The 17,900-nt window shown below is 55.2% G+C and carries 19 protein-coding genes and 1 pseudogene; 6 read left to right on the top strand and 14 right to left on the bottom strand.

The window, feature by feature from the left end; genetic code table 11:
* Positions 1-188 precede the first annotated feature (188 nt).
* Complete coding sequence (locus K5Y33_RS13125) at positions 189-605, top strand: DUF2946 domain-containing protein (protein ID WP_222234190.1); 417 nt, start codon at positions 189-191, stop codon at positions 603-605.
* 72 nt (positions 606-677) lie between these two features.
* On the top strand, positions 678-2,414 hold the full coding sequence (locus K5Y33_RS13120) for a DUF2534 family protein (protein WP_222234189.1): 1,737 nt from the start codon (positions 678-680) through the stop codon (positions 2,412-2,414).
* 80 nt (positions 2,415-2,494) lie between these two features.
* Here K5Y33_RS13120 and K5Y33_RS13115 read toward each other — a convergent pair whose 3' ends face one another.
* Positions 2,495-3,511: an NAD(P)-dependent alcohol dehydrogenase gene (locus K5Y33_RS13115; RefSeq protein WP_008108001.1), complete on the bottom strand. Its 1,017-nt coding sequence runs from the start codon at positions 3,509-3,511 to the stop codon at positions 2,495-2,497.
* Between the two features lie 122 nt (positions 3,512-3,633).
* The gene (locus K5Y33_RS13110; protein WP_101761136.1) at positions 3,634-3,903 is read right to left on the bottom strand and encodes a hypothetical protein; all 270 of its coding nucleotides are present in this window, start codon (positions 3,901-3,903) and stop codon (positions 3,634-3,636) included.
* Between the two features lie 280 nt (positions 3,904-4,183).
* Here K5Y33_RS13110 and K5Y33_RS13105 point away from each other — a divergent pair, with 280 nt between their 5' ends.
* Positions 4,184-4,744 carry a thioredoxin gene (locus K5Y33_RS13105; protein ID WP_210080084.1) on the top strand — a complete coding sequence of 187 codons (561 nt, stop codon included), beginning with the start codon at positions 4,184-4,186 and terminating at the stop codon, positions 4,742-4,744.
* A gap of 232 nt (positions 4,745-4,976) precedes the next feature.
* Here the strand turns inward: K5Y33_RS13105 and K5Y33_RS13100 are convergent, their stop codons facing one another.
* From K5Y33_RS13100 to K5Y33_RS13060, 9 genes are all read right to left on the bottom strand, one after another.
* Complete coding sequence (locus K5Y33_RS13100; protein ID WP_222234188.1) at positions 4,977-5,450, bottom strand: heme-binding protein; 474 nt, start codon at positions 5,448-5,450, stop codon at positions 4,977-4,979.
* Positions 5,451-5,536: 86 nt separating this feature from the next.
* Positions 5,537-6,148 carry a response regulator transcription factor gene (locus K5Y33_RS13095; RefSeq protein WP_210080085.1) on the bottom strand — a complete coding sequence of 204 codons (612 nt, stop codon included), beginning with the start codon at positions 6,146-6,148 and terminating at the stop codon, positions 5,537-5,539.
* A gap of 4 nt (positions 6,149-6,152) precedes the next feature.
* A complete protein-coding gene (locus K5Y33_RS13090; RefSeq protein ID WP_245250641.1) occupies positions 6,153-7,460 on the bottom strand; it encodes a sensor histidine kinase in 1,308 nt (435 codons plus the stop codon).
* A gap of 295 nt (positions 7,461-7,755) precedes the next feature.
* Entirely contained in the window at positions 7,756-8,532 is a 777-nt protein-coding gene (locus tag K5Y33_RS13085; RefSeq protein ID WP_192235441.1) for an ABC transporter ATP-binding protein, read from the bottom strand.
* A complete protein-coding gene (locus K5Y33_RS13080) occupies positions 8,529-9,215 on the bottom strand; it encodes an ABC transporter permease (RefSeq protein ID WP_061719022.1) in 687 nt (228 codons plus the stop codon). The genes K5Y33_RS13085 and K5Y33_RS13080 overlap by 4 nt, the downstream gene beginning before the upstream one ends.
* A gap of 9 nt (positions 9,216-9,224) precedes the next feature.
* A complete protein-coding gene (locus K5Y33_RS13075) occupies positions 9,225-9,944 on the bottom strand; it encodes an ABC transporter permease (protein WP_222234187.1) in 720 nt (239 codons plus the stop codon).
* A 12-nt stretch (positions 9,945-9,956) separates the two neighbouring features.
* Positions 9,957-10,805 carry a transporter substrate-binding domain-containing protein gene (locus tag K5Y33_RS13070; protein WP_222234186.1) on the bottom strand — a complete coding sequence of 283 codons (849 nt, stop codon included), beginning with the start codon at positions 10,803-10,805 and terminating at the stop codon, positions 9,957-9,959.
* Positions 10,806-10,821: 16 nt separating this feature from the next.
* Entirely contained in the window at positions 10,822-12,012 is a 1,191-nt protein-coding gene (locus K5Y33_RS13065) for a M20 family metallopeptidase (RefSeq protein WP_222234185.1), read from the bottom strand.
* Positions 12,013-12,261: 249 nt separating this feature from the next.
* Complete coding sequence (locus K5Y33_RS13060) at positions 12,262-13,152, bottom strand: LysR substrate-binding domain-containing protein (RefSeq protein WP_222234184.1); 891 nt, start codon at positions 13,150-13,152, stop codon at positions 12,262-12,264.
* A 105-nt stretch (positions 13,153-13,257) separates the two neighbouring features.
* On the opposite strand from K5Y33_RS13060, the gene K5Y33_RS13055 reads away from it, so the two are divergent.
* Together K5Y33_RS13055 and K5Y33_RS23690 are read left to right on the top strand one after the other, a co-directional pair.
* Positions 13,258-13,962, top strand: coding sequence for an SDR family oxidoreductase (locus K5Y33_RS13055; protein WP_110867237.1), 705 nt, complete (start codon positions 13,258-13,260; stop codon positions 13,960-13,962).
* A 204-nt stretch (positions 13,963-14,166) separates the two neighbouring features.
* The gene (locus K5Y33_RS23690; RefSeq protein ID WP_255421535.1) at positions 14,167-14,298 is read left to right on the top strand and encodes a hypothetical protein; all 132 of its coding nucleotides are present in this window, start codon (positions 14,167-14,169) and stop codon (positions 14,296-14,298) included.
* Position 14,299: 1 nt separating this feature from the next.
* Here K5Y33_RS23690 and K5Y33_RS13050 read toward each other — a convergent pair.
* Positions 14,300-15,231 (bottom strand): annotated as a pseudogene (locus tag K5Y33_RS13050) (AraC family transcriptional regulator N-terminal domain-containing protein).
* A 159-nt stretch (positions 15,232-15,390) separates the two neighbouring features.
* On the opposite strand from K5Y33_RS13050, the gene K5Y33_RS13045 reads away from it, so the two are divergent.
* On the top strand, positions 15,391-16,122 hold the full coding sequence (locus K5Y33_RS13045; RefSeq protein ID WP_222234183.1) for an SDR family oxidoreductase: 732 nt from the start codon (positions 15,391-15,393) through the stop codon (positions 16,120-16,122).
* 42 nt (positions 16,123-16,164) lie between these two features.
* Here the strand turns inward: K5Y33_RS13045 and K5Y33_RS13040 are convergent, their stop codons facing one another.
* Positions 16,165-16,854, bottom strand: a complete 690-nt coding sequence (locus tag K5Y33_RS13040; protein WP_222234182.1) for a DJ-1/PfpI family protein — start codon at positions 16,852-16,854, stop codon at positions 16,165-16,167.
* Positions 16,855-16,903: 49 nt separating this feature from the next.
* Entirely contained in the window at positions 16,904-17,872 is a 969-nt protein-coding gene (corA, locus tag K5Y33_RS13035; RefSeq protein WP_101761767.1) for a magnesium/cobalt transporter CorA, read from the bottom strand.
* Between the last annotated feature and the right edge of the window lie 28 nt (positions 17,873-17,900).

The raw sequence follows: 17,900 nt of genomic DNA, 5'->3' as shown, positions 1-17,900 counted from the left end.
TTTCCTGACGCGATATTATGTTTCCGCTCTGTTTTTATCAGGTTGCATTAACGTTAACAGCCGCATCTCTTTAAGTGACTATTTTCAAAAGGTGCGAATTTTTTCTTAAATAGCCTCTATTTTTTTAACCCATCAACGTCAATCGCGTTACACTTCCGCCTCATTTACGGAATCATCCACTAGCAACCATGACGTTTACACATCACTTCCGCCAGCGTTTGACTGCCTGCGTCGCCATTTTGGCGGTGCTGCTGCTGTTCGTCGCGCCGATTGTGTCGAAAACGTTGATGGAGCGTCAAAGCCAGCTGCTGGCGATGCCGCAGCACAGCATGATGGATAGCTCAATGAGCCATCATGAAATGATGATGGCGGATATGCCGATGCCCGGCATGAGCCATCACATGATGGACGACGGCGAGTTTGCCTGCGGCTATTGTGATCTGCTGGTGCATGTCCCGCTCCTGATGTGGGTGTTTATTCCGTTTATCTGGCTGATCATGGTGATCTCGCGCGCCCCGCCGCTGCCCCACGTGGTTGCGCCGATTGTGCGTCGCGTTAGCAGCATTCATCGTCCGCGCGCCCCGCCTGCACCGCTTTCCTGCTGACCTCATTTATTGCAGTGCACGCTCAGCTTGAGCGATGTGCTAAGAAAATTTCTTTTTGGAAGGAAGACGGCTTTGTCTGCTGCTCACTCTGCAGCACCGCGCGGCGCGGTGCTTAATTTGCTACGTCGCTTACATTTTTATATTGGTCTGTTTGTCGCCCCGTTCATCTTTGTTGCGGCGCTCAGCGGCACGCTTTATGTGTTGACGCCCCAGCTGGAAAACCTGATTTATGCCGATGCGCTAACCGCTGAACCTCAAGGCAACGCGCAGCCGCTGTCGGCACAAATCAGCGCGGCCCGTGCCTATGCGGGCGAAAATCAGCACATCTACGCCGTGCGTCCTGCGCCGGGCACAACGGATACCACGCGCGTGCAGTTCAGCGACGCCACGCTCGGCGCATCACTGTCGCGCGCGGTGTTTATCGATCCCTATAGCCTGAAAGTGAAAGGCGATATGCCGGTTTACGGCACCAGCGGTGTGTTGCCGCTGCGCACCACCATCGACTTACTGCACAGCAGCCTGCTGCTTGGCGATTTCGGTCGTAACTACAGCGAACTGGCGGCGTCCTGGCTGTGGGTGGCCGCTCTCGGCGGCGTGGTGCTGTGGCTGGGAACGCGTCCGAAACGTAAGCTGAAACAGCCGCGCAGCAGTTTCGCCTTCAGCCGCCACTGGCACATTACGCTCGGTCTGACGCTGGCAATCGGTTTGGTGTTCTTCTCAGTGACCGGCCTGACGTGGTCGCAGTGGGCGGGCGGCAATATCGATCGCATGCGTACCGAACTGAACTGGCTGACGCCACAGGTGAATACCTCGCTCAACAGCGATGCGCCAGCTGCACCGGCCGATCCGCACGCCGATCACATGCCGGATAGGGATATGTCGGGCATGAGTATGCCGATGTCGTCGATGACCAAACCGGCAGCGGCGCCCGCCAAACCGGCGCGCAATAACGCCGCTGATGCCGACTGGGATCGCGTGCTGAATGCGGCGCGTCAGGATGGACTGAGCGCGGCGAAGCTCGAACTGCGTCAGCCGAAAAGCGCAGATAAAGCGTGGGCGGTGACGGAGATCGATCGCAGCTGGCCTACGCGAGTTGATGCGGTGTCGGTGAATCCGCAGGATTTTAGCGTGATGGATCACGTCTACTTTGCCCGTTTCCCGCTGGTGGCGAAGCTGACGCGCTGGGGCGTTGATGCGCATATGGGCGTGCTGTTTGGTTTACCCAATCAGCTGCTGCTGGCGTTCTTTGGCCTCGGTTTATGCAGCATGATCGTGTTCGGCTATCGTATGTGGTGGATTCGTCGGCCAAAAGATGTCGACGCGAATCCGGCACAGACCCTAACCGAAACCTGGATGGCGTTACCGCATTACGCCAAAGTCGCCTGGTTAATGGTGGCGCTGGCGCTGGGTTATGCGCTGCCGGTGATGGGCGCGAGTTTGCTGGCGTTCCTGCTGCTGGACATTCTGCGCTGGCGCAAACAGCAACGCGCACCGCTCGATGAAGCCGCGCTGTTGGCTTCACAGCAATCTCCGCTGGGCATTATTCGCGCGCGATTTGCCGTGAAGCGTAAAGAGATGCGCTACTTCCTGCGCGGTTTGTTTATCCTGGCGCTGATTGTCGGCACGGTGATGAGCAATGCGATTATCGGCGGCGTTATCGATCAATATGGCATTCCGTTCAGCCATTGGTCGCTGACCATGTACATCACGCAGGGCTTTATGATTGCGTTGTACACCACGGTATTTACCGCGCTGACGTCGATTCCGCTGTGGTATTTCTTCCTCGGCGAAAAGGATGATCGGGGATAAGTGCGTGGAGTTTAACGGTGCGCAGGAATGCGCACCGTTCGTCCTGAGATCGCCATTTATGGCGATCTGGTCATTGAGATTTAGAAATCGGCTTTCAACACTACGCGGTAATTGGCTTTGCCCGCGCGTACGTGATCCAGCGCTTCATTGATTTTAGACATCGGGAACTCTTCCACCTGCGGTGCGATATCCGCACGCGACGCCAGTTTCATCAGTGAACGCAGCTGGCCTGGCGAACCGGTAGAGGAACCGGTCACCGCGCGATCGCCCATAATCAGGCTGAACGCCGGCACTTCAAAAGGCTTCATCACTGCGCCGACGGTGTGGAATTTACCGTGCGGAGCCAGCGCCTGGAAGTACGGTGCCCAGTCAAGATCCACCGCCACCGTGCTGATGATCAAATCAAACTGACCGGCCAGCGCATTCAGCGCCTGCGGGTCGCGGCTATTTACCACGCGGTCCGCACCCATCGCTTTGATTGATTCGGTTTTGCTGGCGTTGGAGCTGAATGCCGTCACTTCTGCACCCATCGCACGCAGCAATTTAATCGCCATGTGGCCCAGGCCGCCGATGCCGATCACGCCGACGCGGCTGGTGGCGGTGACATGATGCATCAACAGCGGTTTGAACACGGTGATGCCGCCACACAGCAGCGGACCCGCCGAGGTGTAATCCATCGCTTCTGGCAGCGGGATCACCCATTGCCAGTCGGCGCGCAGATGGCTGGCAAAACCGCCTTTGTTCATGATGGTTGGCACCGAACCGTTCTCACAGTTAACGTGCTCGCCATTGATACAGGCATTACAGTGCTGGCAGCTTTTCGCCGTCCAGCCGATGCCCACGCGCTGGCCCACTTTCAAGCCTTTATTCTGCGCCGCATCGCCTAACGCGCTGATACGACCAATCACTTCGTGGCCGGCAATCACCGGGAACGAGGAGATGCCCCACTCGTTATCAATCATCGACAAATCTGAGTGACAAACACCGCAGTAATCGACCTCAACCTGCACCTCTTCAGCAGCCAGTTCACCGGCTTCATACTCATGAGGCACCAGCGCTTCACCCGCGTTCAAGGCGGCATAACTTTTGATTTTCATTACTGTCCTCTGTATCCACGTTTTTGACAGGGCAAGTCTAGCAGAGCGTGTTTCCCGCTCTTGACCATTAATCCGTCACTTAGCCGCTTTAACGCGATTAAACCGCTGAAAAGCATCAAGGGTTAAAGCGGATCGTGATTGAGCGGCGTGCGGTACGCGACGCGCGCCTCTTCAATCAGTTGGCTGGCGGTCACCGTGGGCGGCAAGCGCGTCAGCACTTTGCTCGCTTGCCAGTAACACAACACCATAAGTTCATCGGATTCGCTTTCCGCCATCTCCAGCAGCCGCTCGCGCAAAGTAGGAACGTCCAGCGTTTGGTGTTCATCCATTAACTCGGCAATAGTTTCATTGAGAACCTGATGAATGATTTTCCAGGAGAGATTGGCAAACACATTGAACCTCGATGCTCTTAACGTTTGGCTCCAGGCAAATGAATCAAAAATGCTACAAGTCAGAAGATTGAAACAGGATTAACTATAGCCGCTTATTTTCTGTGCAAGGCGGTTGCAGGCTGAGTTTCTTGTAGCTCGCGGATCTATAAAACGATTTTTTTTTCGCCACATTTGCAGCAATCGAATGGCTTTGTAACAAAAAAGCACAAGCCCATGCTGGCTGTTCGCGCCGCGCTTTGCCAAAGTAAGACAACTTTTATCGCTACAACAGGGAATGACCATGAGCCAATCCACCGCATTACACGCCGATCCGCTGGTTTGGGGCCACGGCCCAAAAGTGTTCGAAGTATTTCTGGAACCCACCTGCCCGTTCTCCGTGCGCGCATTCAACAAGCTGGACGCGTTGCTGCAACGGGTAGGCGAAGAGAAGATGACATTAAAAATTCGTTTGCAATCACAGCCGTGGCATATGTTTTCCGGCGTGATTGTGCGCTACATCCTTGCCGCCTCAACCTTGCCGGAGGGCAAAGCAGCCGCCAAAAAGGTGCTGCAGGCGGTGGCGGATCATCGTGAAGAGTTCGAGTTTACCGATCACAGCCACGGCCCGAATATGGATGCCACGCCGAATCAGATTCTCGATCGTCTGGAGCAATACAGCGGCGTTAACGCGCGCGAACCGTTTCTGCGTGCCGAGCTGCAGAATGAGATCAAATGGCACAGCAAATACTCGCGGCAAAACGGTATCCACGTTTCACCAACCTTCATCACCAACGGTTTGGTGCAGTTGGATATCGGCAGCGGCGACGAGATTGAATCCTGGGCTGAACGCATCCTCGCTTAACGCCATTGGCCCGTTGCGGCGGGCCTTTAGTATGATTTCGCAATAGATTTTCGCTTGCACTGCTTGCCTCAACGCCGACAATCTCTATCTCTCTAATTATGCTGTCACAGGCACGCGGTCGGGCACGGTTGCTTGTCGAACTGCTGCTGTTTACCTTGCCGATGCCGCTAATCTGTTTTGCACTGTCGCGCCGTAACTAACCAGGTCGCCATCAATGACGACCTAGTGCGTATTACTGAATGACTTTCAACGCATCCACCGCGCAGGCTTCATCCAGATGGCCGCCCGGTGCGCCGCCGATGCCGATTGCGCCAATCACCTGATCGCCGCTTTTCACCGGCACACCGCCCGCCAGCAGCAGGAAGCCTGGAATATCACGCATGTTTTGCGCACCAGCATTATTCTGTGCGGCTTCCATCACTTTACCGCTTGGGTTTTTGGTGCTCAGCGCGGTGTAGGCTTTCATCTGGCTGGCTTCAACAGTGTGCGGACCGGCGTTATCCATGCGCTGCACCGCTTTCACCAAACCAGCACGATCCACCACGGTCACCGTGACGTTGTAGTTTTTCGCCGCACACGATTGAACCGCGGCGCTCGCCAGCTTCTGTGTGTCAGCCAGAGACAGATTGGATTCGGTTAATGCAGCGTGGCTGCCGAAGCAAACCAGGGCCGCCGCAGCGGCAATCAGAGAAAGGCGGATGTTCATGTGTCACTCCTGTTTAATAGTGAGTGACACTGTAAAGCGCGGCGGGCAAAAGAAATATGCGGGCGATTACCCGTTCGGCCTGGTAGTTATACCTGGTTCAACTGCTGCCAGGCGTGAATCAACTGCGCGAGATTATTGAGTTCCAGCTTGGCAAACACCGCCGCGCGATGCGCTTCCACGGTGCGCGGTGATAGCGATAAATCACGCGCGATCTCTTTGCTGGTTTGCCCGGCAATCATCAACTGCATCACTTCACTTTCACGCGCCGATAACAGCGCAAACCGCGCCTGCAAACCCTGCTGCGACTGCCAGCGATCGGCACGCTGCTCACTTTCGCTGAATGCCAGATGAATGGTCTCCAACAGCGGTTCTATCTCCAGCGGCTTGGTGTAAAACTCAAATGCGCCCTGACGAAATGCGCGACGACAGGCATCAATGGTGCCGTGACCGGTCATGATGATCACCGGCAGCAGCGGATGGCGATCGCCCTGCTCCGCCAGCCAGCTCAGGCCACTGATGCCCGGCATGCGCACATCCAACAGCAAACAGCCGCGCAGCGGTTGTTGCGCCTGCGTAGCCGCTTCAAATGTGGCCAAATCGGCAAAATCGGCCACGTCGTAATCCAGCGTTTTAAGCAGAAAACCGAGCGATTCACGCACGGATAAATCATCATCCACTAACCAAACCTTTGCGACCATTCCGTTACTCCGCCAGTTGGAAAATTAAGGTAATCTCCGCGCCGCCTGCAGCGCGATTTGCCAGCCGCAGCTGGCCGTTCATGCGTAACATCAAGCTCTCGACCAGCGTCATGCCTAATCCCATGCTATTGGCGCGCGAGCTGTAAAACGGCATGCAAGCCTGCGCTAATCCTTCCGCCGAGAAGCCGGGACCATTATCGCTAATGATGATTTTGATGCCGTGAGGAATAGGTTCAGATGCCATGTTCACCCATGCATCGGGACGTCCTTGCTGCATGTGAATGGCGTTCTGCAACAGGTTATGGAACACCTGTTCCAGCCATTGGGGATCGCTCAATACTTTTGCCTGACCGTGCTGCCACTGCTGACGCAGCGTGACATCGCCGTCATCCAGTTCCTGTTGCAGCAGCACCGTCACGCGCCGCCAGATGGCTTCCGGATTCACGGCGGTCATCGCCACCGGACGTTCGCTCACGATGTCGCGAAAGCGTTGCAGCAACGCCGCGAGGCGCTCGGTTTGCAGGTTCATCGCGTTGAGCGCCTGCGGCAGATTCTCGTACTTGCCCTGTTTCAGCAGCAGCTCACTGCTGTGCAGCCAGGTGTTGATGGCTGTCAGCGGCTGATTAATTTCATGAATGATGCCAGCGGTAAACTCGCCCAATGCTTCACGTCGCGTCCGCTGGAAATAGTCCGCGCGCAGGCGCATCTCCACGTGCTGACGCCAGTGACGCAGCAGCCACCAGCCTAAACCGCCAATTACCAGCCATGCCAGCAGCGCCAGCATAAATGGCAGCGCATGCAGCGCACGCCAGTCGGGATTGGCGCTGCCTTTCAGCAAGAATGGCTGATAGTGATTGATGAACGGCCGCTGCCATTGCCAGCGCGCGGTGTCCGAATAGTTCACCGTTTGCATGGCGGGCGGTGCGTGGATATGAAAAGCCAGCGCCAGCGCCACATCCGAGGTTTGCAGGGCAAAATGCAAATCGATCAGCATGCGAATCTGGCGGTAAGGATTGTAGAGCCAATAGCGACCACCGCTTACTTCTTCAAAACGCGGCGCGGTTAACGGACGATTTACGGTGTGTTCCAACAGGACAAGCTGGGGGAATTTGCTCTGCAAAGAGGCGAGTTCCTCATCGCCATTCAGCAGCGGCAACAGCGTTTCATTCTGCGTTTGATAGGCGGCGAGACGGTTAAACTGCTGATTAAATTGCGCCTCGCCGACACGCTGCTGCTGCAAAATTTGATCGGTAAATAACGCTATCAAGGTGATCAGCGTTAACAGCAGCCAGACCAGCCAATACCTTTTCATCCATGGTCGGTAAGTGTGCGGCATAGAGTTCCGTGGTTATGCAGTAAAGAAGTACTCCAGTAAAGGAGGCCTGACTAAAGTCAAACGTTTTAACCCGCGCCGTAGAGGGATTCAACGACTTTTCCCGGTCGTCGCGTGTTTTCAGAAGTGTGCCTGGCGCGTGGTTGCTGCTATCCGGACCACCCGTTGCTAGAGCAATGGCTTCAATTAGGAAGAAATTTAGGTAAAACATGAGACGCAGAAGAAATGCACCAGCTCACTCTCGTTGCTGGTGCGAAGGGAAATGAAACTGTTGTTAACTATTGCGCTGTAAGTGGCTACTCACAAATGCGCGACAGCGCGCGGAGAGGGGATCGCTGAACACCTGCTGCGGCGAACCGGCTTCCTCAATCTTGCCCTGATGCAGGAACACCGCTTTGTTCGAGACATCGCGTGCAAAGCCCATTTCGTGTGTGACGATGATCATGGTGCGCCCCTCTTCCGCCAGGCTACGAATCACGCGCAACACTTCGCCTACCAGCTCAGGATCAAGCGCGGAGGTTGGCTCATCAAACAGAATGGCTTTCGGCTGCTGCGCCAGCGCACGGGCAATCGCCACGCGCTGTTGCTGACCACCCGAAAGCTGCGATGGCCACGCGTTACGCTTCTCGTACAATCCCACTTTTTGCAGCAGCGCTTCGGCCTCTTCAATCGCCTCTTTACTGCTGCGCTTCTGCACATGAATTGGCGCTTCGATGATGTTCTGCAGCACGGTTTTGTGCGGCCACAGGTTGAAGCTCTGGAAGACAAAACCGAGCTGCATACGCATCAGCTTGATACGGCGCTGCTGCTCGCGGCTCAGCTTCTCATCGGGATTATCGATAGTGACCACTTCGTCACCCACCGCGATTTCCCCGCCCTGCGGCACTTCTAAAAATGGAATGCAGCGCAATAAGGTACTCTTGCCAGAGCCGCTGGCACCAATCAGCGAAATCACGTCGCCATCCTGGGCCGTCAGGCTAATATCGTGCAGCACTTCGTGCCCGCTATAACTTTTTCTGAGATGACTCAGGGCGATAGTGGGTTTACTCATGGACGTGCTCCAACGTGATAAGGGGACAAACGGCGCTCCAGCAGCGCCACCGCTTTACTCACCAGCACGGTCAGTAGCAGATAGATAATCGCCGCGCTAATAAACACCTCCAGCGCGCGGAAGGTCTCAGAGACGATTGAATCAGCGATGCCGGTCATCTCCATCAAACTGATGGTGCTGACCAGCGAGGTCGATTTGATCATCGAGATAATTTCATTGCTGTAAGCCGGTAATGCCTGACGTACCGCCAGCGGCAGCGTAATGCGGCGCAGCGTGGTGAAGCGCGACATACCGCTCACTTTGGCAGCTTCCAGCGACTGCACGCTCACTGCGTTTAACCCGCCGCGCAGAATCTCCGAGGTGTAAGCCGCATCGTTAAGAATTAATGCAATCAAACCGCACCAATATGGATCGCGCAGCAGCGGCCACAGCACGCTTTCACGCACCGCCGGCAAGCTACCAAGGCCGTAATAGATCATGAAGATCTGAATCAGCAGCGGCGTGCCGCGAAACACCCAGACATAAAAGCGCGTAACGTAGCTACCAAAGCGGTTCTGCCGCAGTAGATTGAGCAGCAGCGCCAATACGCCGCCGCCCAACAGCGACAGCAGCGCCAGATTCAGCGTCAGCGGCAGGCCGCGCAGCAGTGCAGCTAAGGTGTGCTGCAGGAAAGTGACATCCATCGTGGCTCCTTACAACCGCGCGCGTTGTTGCCCGCGCATGGCCACTTTTTCCACATAGCGGAAAACAAAATCGGAACAGGTGGTGATGATCAGGTAGATCACCGCACCAACGCTGTAGAAGAAGAACGGCATTTGCGTCGAGTTGGAGGCGGTGGAGATCTGGTTCATGGTTTCCACCAAACCAGTGACCGAAACCAGCGCCGACTCCTTGATCACCGATTGCCACTGATTGCCCATGCCCGGCAGCGCGGTTTTCAGCGCCTGCGGCACAATCATGCGGCGGAACAGCATCAAACGGCCCATGCCCGTAACCGTTGCGGCTTCCAGCGTACCTTTCGGGATCGCGTAAAATGCACCGCGGAACACGCTACTTTGATATGCGCCGGAGATCAGGCCAATGGCAATCGCGCCGGCGACAAAGCCGTTCACGTCGAACGGACCTTGCAAGCCGAGACTTTCCCCGATAAACGACACCACCTGACGTCCACCAAAATAGAACAGGTAGATCACCAGTAGCTCCGGCACACCACGAAACAGCGTGATGTAGCCGTTGGCGAACCGCTGTTGCCAGCGCCCGCCAGCAATCTGCATCCAACACAGCAGGCTGCTAAGGATTGCGCCCAGCAGCCATGCACACAATGAAACGGTGACGGTCACTGTGGCGGCGTTAAGCAACACGCCGCCCCAACCTTCGTCACCAAAACCTAAGATTTGCCAATCAATAGCCATAAGCGCCTGGAATTACTCTTTAGGTGCGACGTTTTCGCCGAACCATTTTTCAGACAGCTGCTTCAGCGTGCCATCTTTGATCATGGAATTTAACGCTGAATCCAGCGCCGCTTTGAGCTCCGGATTGTTTTTCTGAATCGCGATAGCGGAACCCTGGCCCAACACGCCGCCCGAGAAACCGTAACCGGTGCTGTTCACCGTATTCGCATGCTTTTTCACATAGGCATTCAGGTTAGTGCGTGATGCCATGACCGCATCAACGCGGCCATTCAGCAGATCGGCGAAGGTTTCCGGGCCGGCCTGATACGTGCGAATCGTCGCCACATCCGCCAGATATTTGTTGAGGAAGTCCGCCTGAATGGTAGCAACCTGCACCGCAATGGTTTTGCCTTTGAATTTGGCTTTCAGCGCATCGATAGATTTGGTCATCGCGGCTTCGTCATCCGCCAGCACCACTTCGCCATTGCCTGGCAAAGTATCAACCGCGCTGCCCTTCAGGGTGACGAAACCTGAAACACTGACGGTGTACTGGCGGGAGAAATCTACCACTTCTTCACGCTTCGGCGTGACGGTCACGGCATCGATTACCGCGTCATATTTGCCGTCGACTAAACCCGGAATCATACCGGACCATTTCTGTGCCACGATTTCGTATTTGAAACCGGCTCGTTTAGCGATTTCAGCCACCATATCCGGCTCATAACCGACGATTTTGCCGTTCGGCGTAGATTGGTTAAATGGCGGATAAGCGGCTTCGGTGGCGAATTTCAGCGTGCCAAAATCTTTTGCCTGCACCAGAGCGGAAGAGGCAAGCAGCAGCATGCCCACAGAAGCGGTAAACAGTCCTTTACGCATCATCATAAAACCTCGAAGTTCGTTATTTTGAGAGTAAATCAATGGCTAAACGGGCTAATGCCTGCGTGCCGGCATGGATACTGCGCTCGTCGGGTTGGTAATCCGAATTGTGCAGATGGTCGTCGCGTCCCGGTGCGCCGGATCCAATGTGGATCTGGCAACCTGGCGCGCGCTCGGTAAACAGCGAGAAATCTTCGGCACCAAAGCTGGCGCTCGGTTTGGCGATAATCGCTTTACCAAACTGATGCGACAAAATCGGTTCCAACGCATCAATCAGCGCATCATCGTTCATCAACGGCGGTACGCCGCGCTGATAATTGACCTCAACGCGCACATTCAGCGACAGCGCGACGCCCGCGCAGATACGTTTGAACGCCTCTTCAATGTGCGCACGCGCCGCCGGTGATTTGGCGCGCACTGTGCCCTGAATCAGGCAGCTATCGGAAATAATATTGTGAGTGGTACCGCCATGAATATGGCCGATGGTCAGCACCGCTGAATTGGCGGGATCGAGTTCGCGCGAAATAATGGTTTGCAGCTGGCTCACCAGATTGACGGCAGCAATGATCGGATCGGTTCCCATGTGCGGACGGGCCGCGTGCGTTGATTTACCGTGCACTACCACATCAAACTCATCGCTGGAAGCGGTGCTGGCGCCGCGCGTTAGGCCGATTTCACCGGCGGCCAGTTCCGGTTTGTTGTGCAGCGTGATGGCCAGATCGACGCCATCTGCCGCGCCATCAGCAATCATCGCTTCGGCCCCGCTATCGGGCGTCTCTTCTGCTGGCTGGAAAATCAAACGTAACGTGCCATGCAGCTGCGCGCGATAGTGCGGCACTATCGCCGCCACGCCGAGCATCGTCGCGGTGTGAATATCGTGGCCGCAGGCGTGCATTTTGCCGGGATAGTGGCTGCTGAAAGGTAAGCCGGTTTGTTCGTGGATTGGCAACGCATCCATATCCGCGCGTAACAGCACGGTTTTACCGGGATGCGCGCCGACAATGTCAACCATCACGCCACTTCTGCCAACGCCGGTTTGCGGCGTCAGACCCAGGCGCAGCAGTTCCTGCTCAACGATGTGTGCAGTGCGGACGGTGTCGAAACCCAGCTCCGGATGCGCGTGTATATCACGGCGGATGGCGATGAGATGCGCCTGCATGCTTTCACTTTTGGCGCTGATGTCCCTGGCTAAAACATCTTTATAATCGGTCATATGCAAAGATCTTTTTCAGGCGTAAACCTGGCCTTTATGGCATTTTTATTAAAATTGACTCCGTATTTATTCACACCCCCCGGCAGAATGCAACGCGCAATCCGTTGCTTTACTTGCTGAATTTTCGCGATATTTTGCTAATTCACTGCCTTGACAGGATAAAACCCCATGTCTGCATCATTAAGCAGTTATAACATTCATGATCCTGCGTGGATCATCAGTTTTACTGATTTCGTTATTGAACAAATATCAGCCGCTAACCTGCGCTAAAAGCCAATCGCGCACCGCCATCACCGGCGCCTGCTGGCGCGGACGACGCGGCCACACCAGATACCAACCGGCATCCAAGGTCATTTGCTGCGTAAACGCGGGCACCAACCGTCCGCTGGCGAGATCGTTCTGCACGAAATGCGGGCTGGTGAGCGCAATACCCTGCCCGCTGATCGCCGCTTCCAGCGCCAGCGCGGTTTGATTGAAACGCAGGTGATGCTGATGATGCAGCGATAAATTCGGGAAGGTAAACGCGAGAAATGCTGGCCACAGATGGTGACCATCGTGCAACAAGGCGTAGCGCTGAAAGTTGTCGCTTGCAGCCGGATCGCCAAGCTTGGCTAACAGCGCAGGACTCACCACCGCTAATACTGTTTGGCTAAACAGCAAAGTGGCATCAAGACCCGCGCCAAACGGTGGCCTGCCATAACGCACCGCTAAATCGACGCCTTCATGATGAAACTGCACCAGCCGCTCAGAAGCCAACACGCGCAGATCGATATCCGGCCATGCGGTGGTAAAGCCCGGTAAACGCGGCAGCATCCAGCGGCTGGCAAAGGTGGGTGTAACGCTCAGCGTTAAGCGATTAGGTTCTGGTCGCAGCGTGCGCGTGGCTTCATCGATCAATTCAAATGCCTGACGAATGCTGACCGCATAGCCCGCACCCGCGCCGGTCAGCGCCAGCGTGCGCGGCAATCGATCAAACAATTTCAGTCCAAGGCTGGCTTCCAGACCACGAATTTGCTGCGCCACCGCGCCCTGTGTGACGCCTAACTCTTCCGCTGCCAGGCGAAAGTTAAGATGGCGCGTCACCGCTTCAAACACTTTCAACCCATTGAGCGGCGGTAGTTCGCTGAATCCCTGACTCATCCTGTAGTTTTCCTATCGTCAATTGGCAAACAGACTGACTCTCTGCTACCAAAATTACCTTTTATACTGGGTTTAATCGATGTTTAATTAACAGGAAGATTAATGATGACAGTAGAAAAAGTTGCAATAATCGTCGCCGGTGGCAGCGGCATGGGTGCAGCAGCAGCCGAGAAACTGGCAAGCGATGGCTATAAAGTGGCAATCCTCTCCTCCTCCGGCAAAGGTGAAGCGCTGGCGGAGCGTCTGGGCGGTTTGGGCGTGACCGGTTCTAATCAATCGGTAGCGGATCTGCAGAAGCTGGTGGATCAAACGCTGGCGCGCTGGGGCCGAATAGATGTGCTGGTGAACAGCGCCGGTCATGGTCCGCGCGCGCCGATTTTGGCGTTAACCGATGAGCAGTGGCAGCTTGGCATGGAAACCTATTTTTTAAATGTGGTACGCGCCACGCGTCTGGTCACGCCAATTATGCAGAAACAAGGCGGCGGCAGCATTATCAACATCTCCTCCGCTTGGACGTTTGAGCCAACCGATATGTTCCCGACCTCGGCGGTGTTCCGCGCCGGCCTGGCATCCTTCACCAAAATCTTTGCTGATGCCTACGCGGCCGATAACATCCGCATCAACAATGTGCTGCCCGGTTGGATCGACAGCTTGCCGAAAACCGATGAACGTCGGGATAGCGTGCCATTGCAGCGTTACGGTACGTCTGAAGAAGTGGCGGCGACCATCGCCTTCCTGGCTTCACCTGGCGCGGCCTATATTACCGCTCAGAATATTCGTGTTGATGGTGGCGTGACGCGCAACGTTTAGCGAGTAAATGCGTAGTGTTCAGCCCCTCAGAGATCAGCGCCCTGCGCGGCTTTTCTTTTATTTATGGTTTACATTCCAGACCAAAAACAAGACTGGTCTCGTCGATTTCATTACCTCATAAAAGACAGAATAGTCTGATTCGCTGACAGGGATTTCTTACTTCAGCCAACGAACTTTCTTCTTAAATTCTGATTTGAGGTCGCAATGCAATCGATTTTACGTTCACGTTTCTCTTCTTTTCTGACAGTTGAACGCCGTGTAGTTTGGCAAATGATGTTTACCGGCTGCGCGGTATTCTGGATTTTGATGGTCGTCGCCATCATGAGCATTCGCTAAGCTAATGCGCCTGTAATCGGCCGGACAGCTGCTCCGGCGGTAACAACTCAAACGCCCGCTTCATCTCCCGCGCCTCTTCTGCCGGACTGCGACCAAACAGCCTTTTGAACTCACGATTAAACTGCGAATCACTTTCATAGCCGACGCGCGCTGCGGCACCTGCGGCGGTGAGATTGTCGCGGATCATCATCAGACGCGCCTGATGCAATCGCAGCGATTTTAGATATTGAATCGGCGAGGTTTGCGTCACCGTTTTGAAATGCAGATGGAAGCGCGGCACGCTCATCCCGGCTTCATTCGCCAGATGCGGTACATCCAGCGGCTGACGCCAGTCGGCATGTATACGCTGCAAAGCCCGCGCGATACGACCAAAATGGCCTTGATAAGTTAACGCTGCACGCACCGCGCCACCCTGCTCGCCCATTAATACGCGAAAACAGATCTCTTCGACCCGCGCGGGTCCCAACACTTTGGCTTCAAGCGGATCGCTCAACGCTTCCAATAACGCAGTGTGCTCTGCGCCAGGATTTCATTGATTGGTGTGGAGATGATGCCCGCCGGCGCAGCGGTTACCGCCGATTCACTGCTGGCCAGCTGCGCCACCAACCTCGCTACCATGGCAACATCCAGACGAATTGCGATGCCCAGCAGCGGCTCTTCTGATGTGGCTTCCGTCTCGGCAGAAAACGGCAGCGGCACTGACAACACCAGATAGTGCTGCGCATCATAGCGATACATCTTGTCGGCGAGGAAAGCTCGTTTTGATCCCTGGCAAATAATAATGATGCTCGGCTCATACAGTACCGGCGTGCGCGCCCACTGCCGATCGGCCCGCATAAAGCGCACGCTATCAAGCAGTGATTCGGTATAGCCTTCCTGACGCGCCAGCTGGCTGAGTAAAGCGCAGGTGCGCTGTTGCACGGATTGCGACATAAATAATTTCCACTGAGATATTCAGGCAAAGCATAGCCATCAAGCTGCTGTTTGCACAATGCACGCGAGAGGATCAGGCAAAGATGCGCCACAATCCGGTCTGTTGCGCATTGCGTGATTTATCAACAATAGCCTCGTCAATTCAACAAGGAATGCATCATGAACACAGCGAAGAAAGTGATTATTTTGACAGGTGCCAGCAGCGGCATAGGCGAAGGCATTGCACGTCATCTGGCGCAGCAAGGCCATCAACTGGTGCTTGGCGCGCGCCGCACCGATCGTCTGCAAGCGTTAAGTGAAGAGCTGCGCTTTGGCGGCGCGAACGTGGATTATCTCGCTACCGACGTCACCCAACGCGCTGATATCCAGCAGCTGGCCGATTTTGCACGGGAAAAATATGGCCGTATTGATGTGATGATCAACAATGCCGGCGTCATGCCGCTGTCACCCATGAGTTCAATGAAAGTCGATGAATGGGACTTGATGCTCGACGTCAATGTTCGCGGCGTGCTGTATGGCATTGCGGCGGTGCTGCCGACCATGCAGGCGCAGCAGTTTGGTCACATTATTAATATCGCTTCGGTTGGCGCGCTAACCGTTTCGCCGACCGCCGCCGTTTACTGCGCGACTAAATTCGCCGTACGCGCGATTTCCGATGGCCTGCGTCAGGAGTCGCAACATCTGCGGGTTACAGTGATCAATCCCGGCGTAGTCGAATCTGAACTGGCGGATAGCATCACCGATAGCACCGCGCGTGAAGCGATGAAAAGCTATCGCCAGATCGCGCTCCAGCCAGCAGCGATTGCCAACGCGGTGAGTTGGGCCATCGATCAACCTGGCGAAGTGGATACCAGTGAAATCACCGTGCGCCCTACTGCCAGCGCACATTAAGCAGTAACAACTGTGGCGATTTCAGGCTGAAATCGCCAGCTTTCACTCCTCGCGCCTGAGCCGTGCAGCGGCACTTTCTGTCGCCGCACGTCGGCGAGCAATAAAATCCTGCATCTGGCTTTTTGCCTCGGCCAAACGTTGCGGCGAGGCGCTGCGCGGTGAACCTGAATGGAATGGCGGCGCCGGATCGTACTCCATCTGCAGCTGGATATTTTCTGCGATTTCACGTCCAAGCAGCTCTTCCGCTACGGTTAACGCAAAATCAATGCCCGAGGTGACGCCCGCGCCAGTGATGCGGTTGCGATCGCGCACCACGCGTTCGGCTACCGGCGTGGCACCGAGCAAGCTCAGCTGATCAAGCGAACCCCAATGCGACGTCGCGCGATATCCCTGCAACAATCCCGCAGCACCTAACACCAGCGAACCAGTACACACCGAAGTTACCCACTTGGCGTTCTCCGCCATACGACGGACAAAATCCAGCGTTTCGTCATCGTCCATCAGCGCAATTTGTCCGGGACCGCCGGGAATGCAGATCAAGTCGAGTTGCGGGCAATCGGTAAAGGTCACGGTGGGTACGATCGCCAGACCGCGATCCGACATCACCGGCTGGCGATCTTTCCAAATCAGATAATTGTTAGCGTTGGGCATGCGGGCAAACACTTCCCACGGACCGGTGAGATCGAGCTGCGTGAGGTTGGGGAACAGCAGCAGACCAATATTAAAGGACATCTTTCGCTCCAGATCGCAGGAAGTTGTAAAAAATGCAGGCATTCAGCGGTTAAAGCCAACCGGCCTTTTTCAGCCGCCACCACATCACGCAGCAGATAACAACAGTAATGCCCACCACGGCGGGATAGCCAAAGTGCGTGTGCAACTCCGGCATATCGGGGAAGTTCATGCCGTACATACTGAAAATGATGGTGGGCACAATCAGGATCGCCCCCCAACCGGCGAGCTTTTTGTTTACTTCGCTTTGCTGCACCGACACCAGCGCCAGATTCACCTGCATCGCGCTGGTGAGCATTTCGCGCATGTCTTCCGCATCGATCATCACGTGATGCGCGTGGTCCTGTACGTCACGCAGATAGGCGCGCAGATTTTTCGGGATGATATCTTCGTGGAAGCGCACCAGCTGCTGGCAGATTTCCGTCACCGGCAGCGCCGCATTGCGTAGCGCCAGCAGTTCACGGCGCAGGTGATAAACGTTTTGCAACGCGTCGCTGTCAAAACGCGTAGTAAACATGCCCTGTTCCAGCCCGCCAATGCGATCGTTAAGTGATTCGGTGATTTTGCTGTAGTTATCGACGATGAAATCGAGGATGCAATAGAGCGCATAACCCGGACCTTCACACAGTAATGCGTGGTTCTTTTCGGCTTTGGTGCGGATGTCAGCATAACCTTCCGATGAACCGTGACGCACGGTGATCAGGAAGTTTTTGCCAAGGAAGAAGTGGGTTTCGCCGAAAGTGATGCGCTGCAAATCGTCCATGTGCGCGGTTTTTACCACAATAAATACCGAATCGCCGTACTGCTCAATCTTTGGTCGCTGATGCGCCACCAGCGCATCTTCAATCGCCAGTTCGTGCAGGCTGAACTCCTGCTGCAGCGTCTGCATAAAAGCCGGTTCGGGTTGGTACAAACCCATCCAGACGAAGGATTTCTCTTCTTTTAATACTTCACTAATATCAGCGATGTCGACATGCTCTTCACGCTTACCGTGGCGATACGCTACGCAATTAATGACCATATTCGCGCCGTCCTTGTTGTTTTCACTT

Source organism: Pantoea sp. DY-17, from assembly GCF_019795975.1.
In the GTDB taxonomy this organism is placed as follows: Bacteria; Pseudomonadota; Gammaproteobacteria; order Enterobacterales; family Enterobacteriaceae; genus Pantoea; species Pantoea leporis.
Note: the sequence above shows the minus strand (reverse complement) of the source record. Positions and strands in the feature narration are given on the sequence as shown.

Coding starts and splice junctions, on each gene's coding strand:
- K5Y33_RS13080 (WP_061719022.1), bottom strand. CDS start 9,215: ATGGATGTCACTTTCCTGCAGCACACCTTAGCTGCACTGCTGCGCGGC.
- K5Y33_RS13100 (WP_222234188.1), bottom strand. CDS start 5,450: ATGAACATCCGCCTTTCTCTGATTGCCGCTGCGGCGGCCCTGGTTTGC.
- K5Y33_RS13070 (WP_222234186.1), bottom strand. CDS start 10,805: ATGATGATGCGTAAAGGACTGTTTACCGCTTCTGTGGGCATGCTGCTG.
- K5Y33_RS13090 (WP_245250641.1), bottom strand. CDS start 7,460: ATGAAAAGGTATTGGCTGGTCTGGCTGCTGTTAACGCTGATCACCTTG.
- K5Y33_RS13045 (WP_222234183.1), top strand. CDS start 15,391: ATGAACACAGCGAAGAAAGTGATTATTTTGACAGGTGCCAGCAGCGGC.
- K5Y33_RS13060 (WP_222234184.1), bottom strand. CDS start 13,152: ATGAGTCAGGGATTCAGCGAACTACCGCCGCTCAATGGGTTGAAAGTG.
- K5Y33_RS23690 (WP_255421535.1), top strand. CDS start 14,167: ATGCAATCGATTTTACGTTCACGTTTCTCTTCTTTTCTGACAGTTGAA.
- K5Y33_RS13085 (WP_192235441.1), bottom strand. CDS start 8,532: ATGAGTAAACCCACTATCGCCCTGAGTCATCTCAGAAAAAGTTATAGC.
- corA (WP_101761767.1), bottom strand. CDS start 17,872: ATGGTCATTAATTGCGTAGCGTATCGCCACGGTAAGCGTGAAGAGCAT.
- K5Y33_RS13055 (WP_110867237.1), top strand. CDS start 13,258: ATGACAGTAGAAAAAGTTGCAATAATCGTCGCCGGTGGCAGCGGCATG.
- K5Y33_RS13105 (WP_210080084.1), top strand. CDS start 4,184: ATGAGCCAATCCACCGCATTACACGCCGATCCGCTGGTTTGGGGCCAC.
- K5Y33_RS13040 (WP_222234182.1), bottom strand. CDS start 16,854: ATGTCCTTTAATATTGGTCTGCTGCTGTTCCCCAACCTCACGCAGCTC.
- K5Y33_RS13075 (WP_222234187.1), bottom strand. CDS start 9,944: ATGGCTATTGATTGGCAAATCTTAGGTTTTGGTGACGAAGGTTGGGGC.
- K5Y33_RS13095 (WP_210080085.1), bottom strand. CDS start 6,148: ATGGTCGCAAAGGTTTGGTTAGTGGATGATGATTTATCCGTGCGTGAA.
- K5Y33_RS13115 (WP_008108001.1), bottom strand. CDS start 3,511: ATGAAAATCAAAAGTTATGCCGCCTTGAACGCGGGTGAAGCGCTGGTG.
- K5Y33_RS13065 (WP_222234185.1), bottom strand. CDS start 12,012: ATGACCGATTATAAAGATGTTTTAGCCAGGGACATCAGCGCCAAAAGT.
- K5Y33_RS13125 (WP_222234190.1), top strand. CDS start 189: ATGACGTTTACACATCACTTCCGCCAGCGTTTGACTGCCTGCGTCGCC.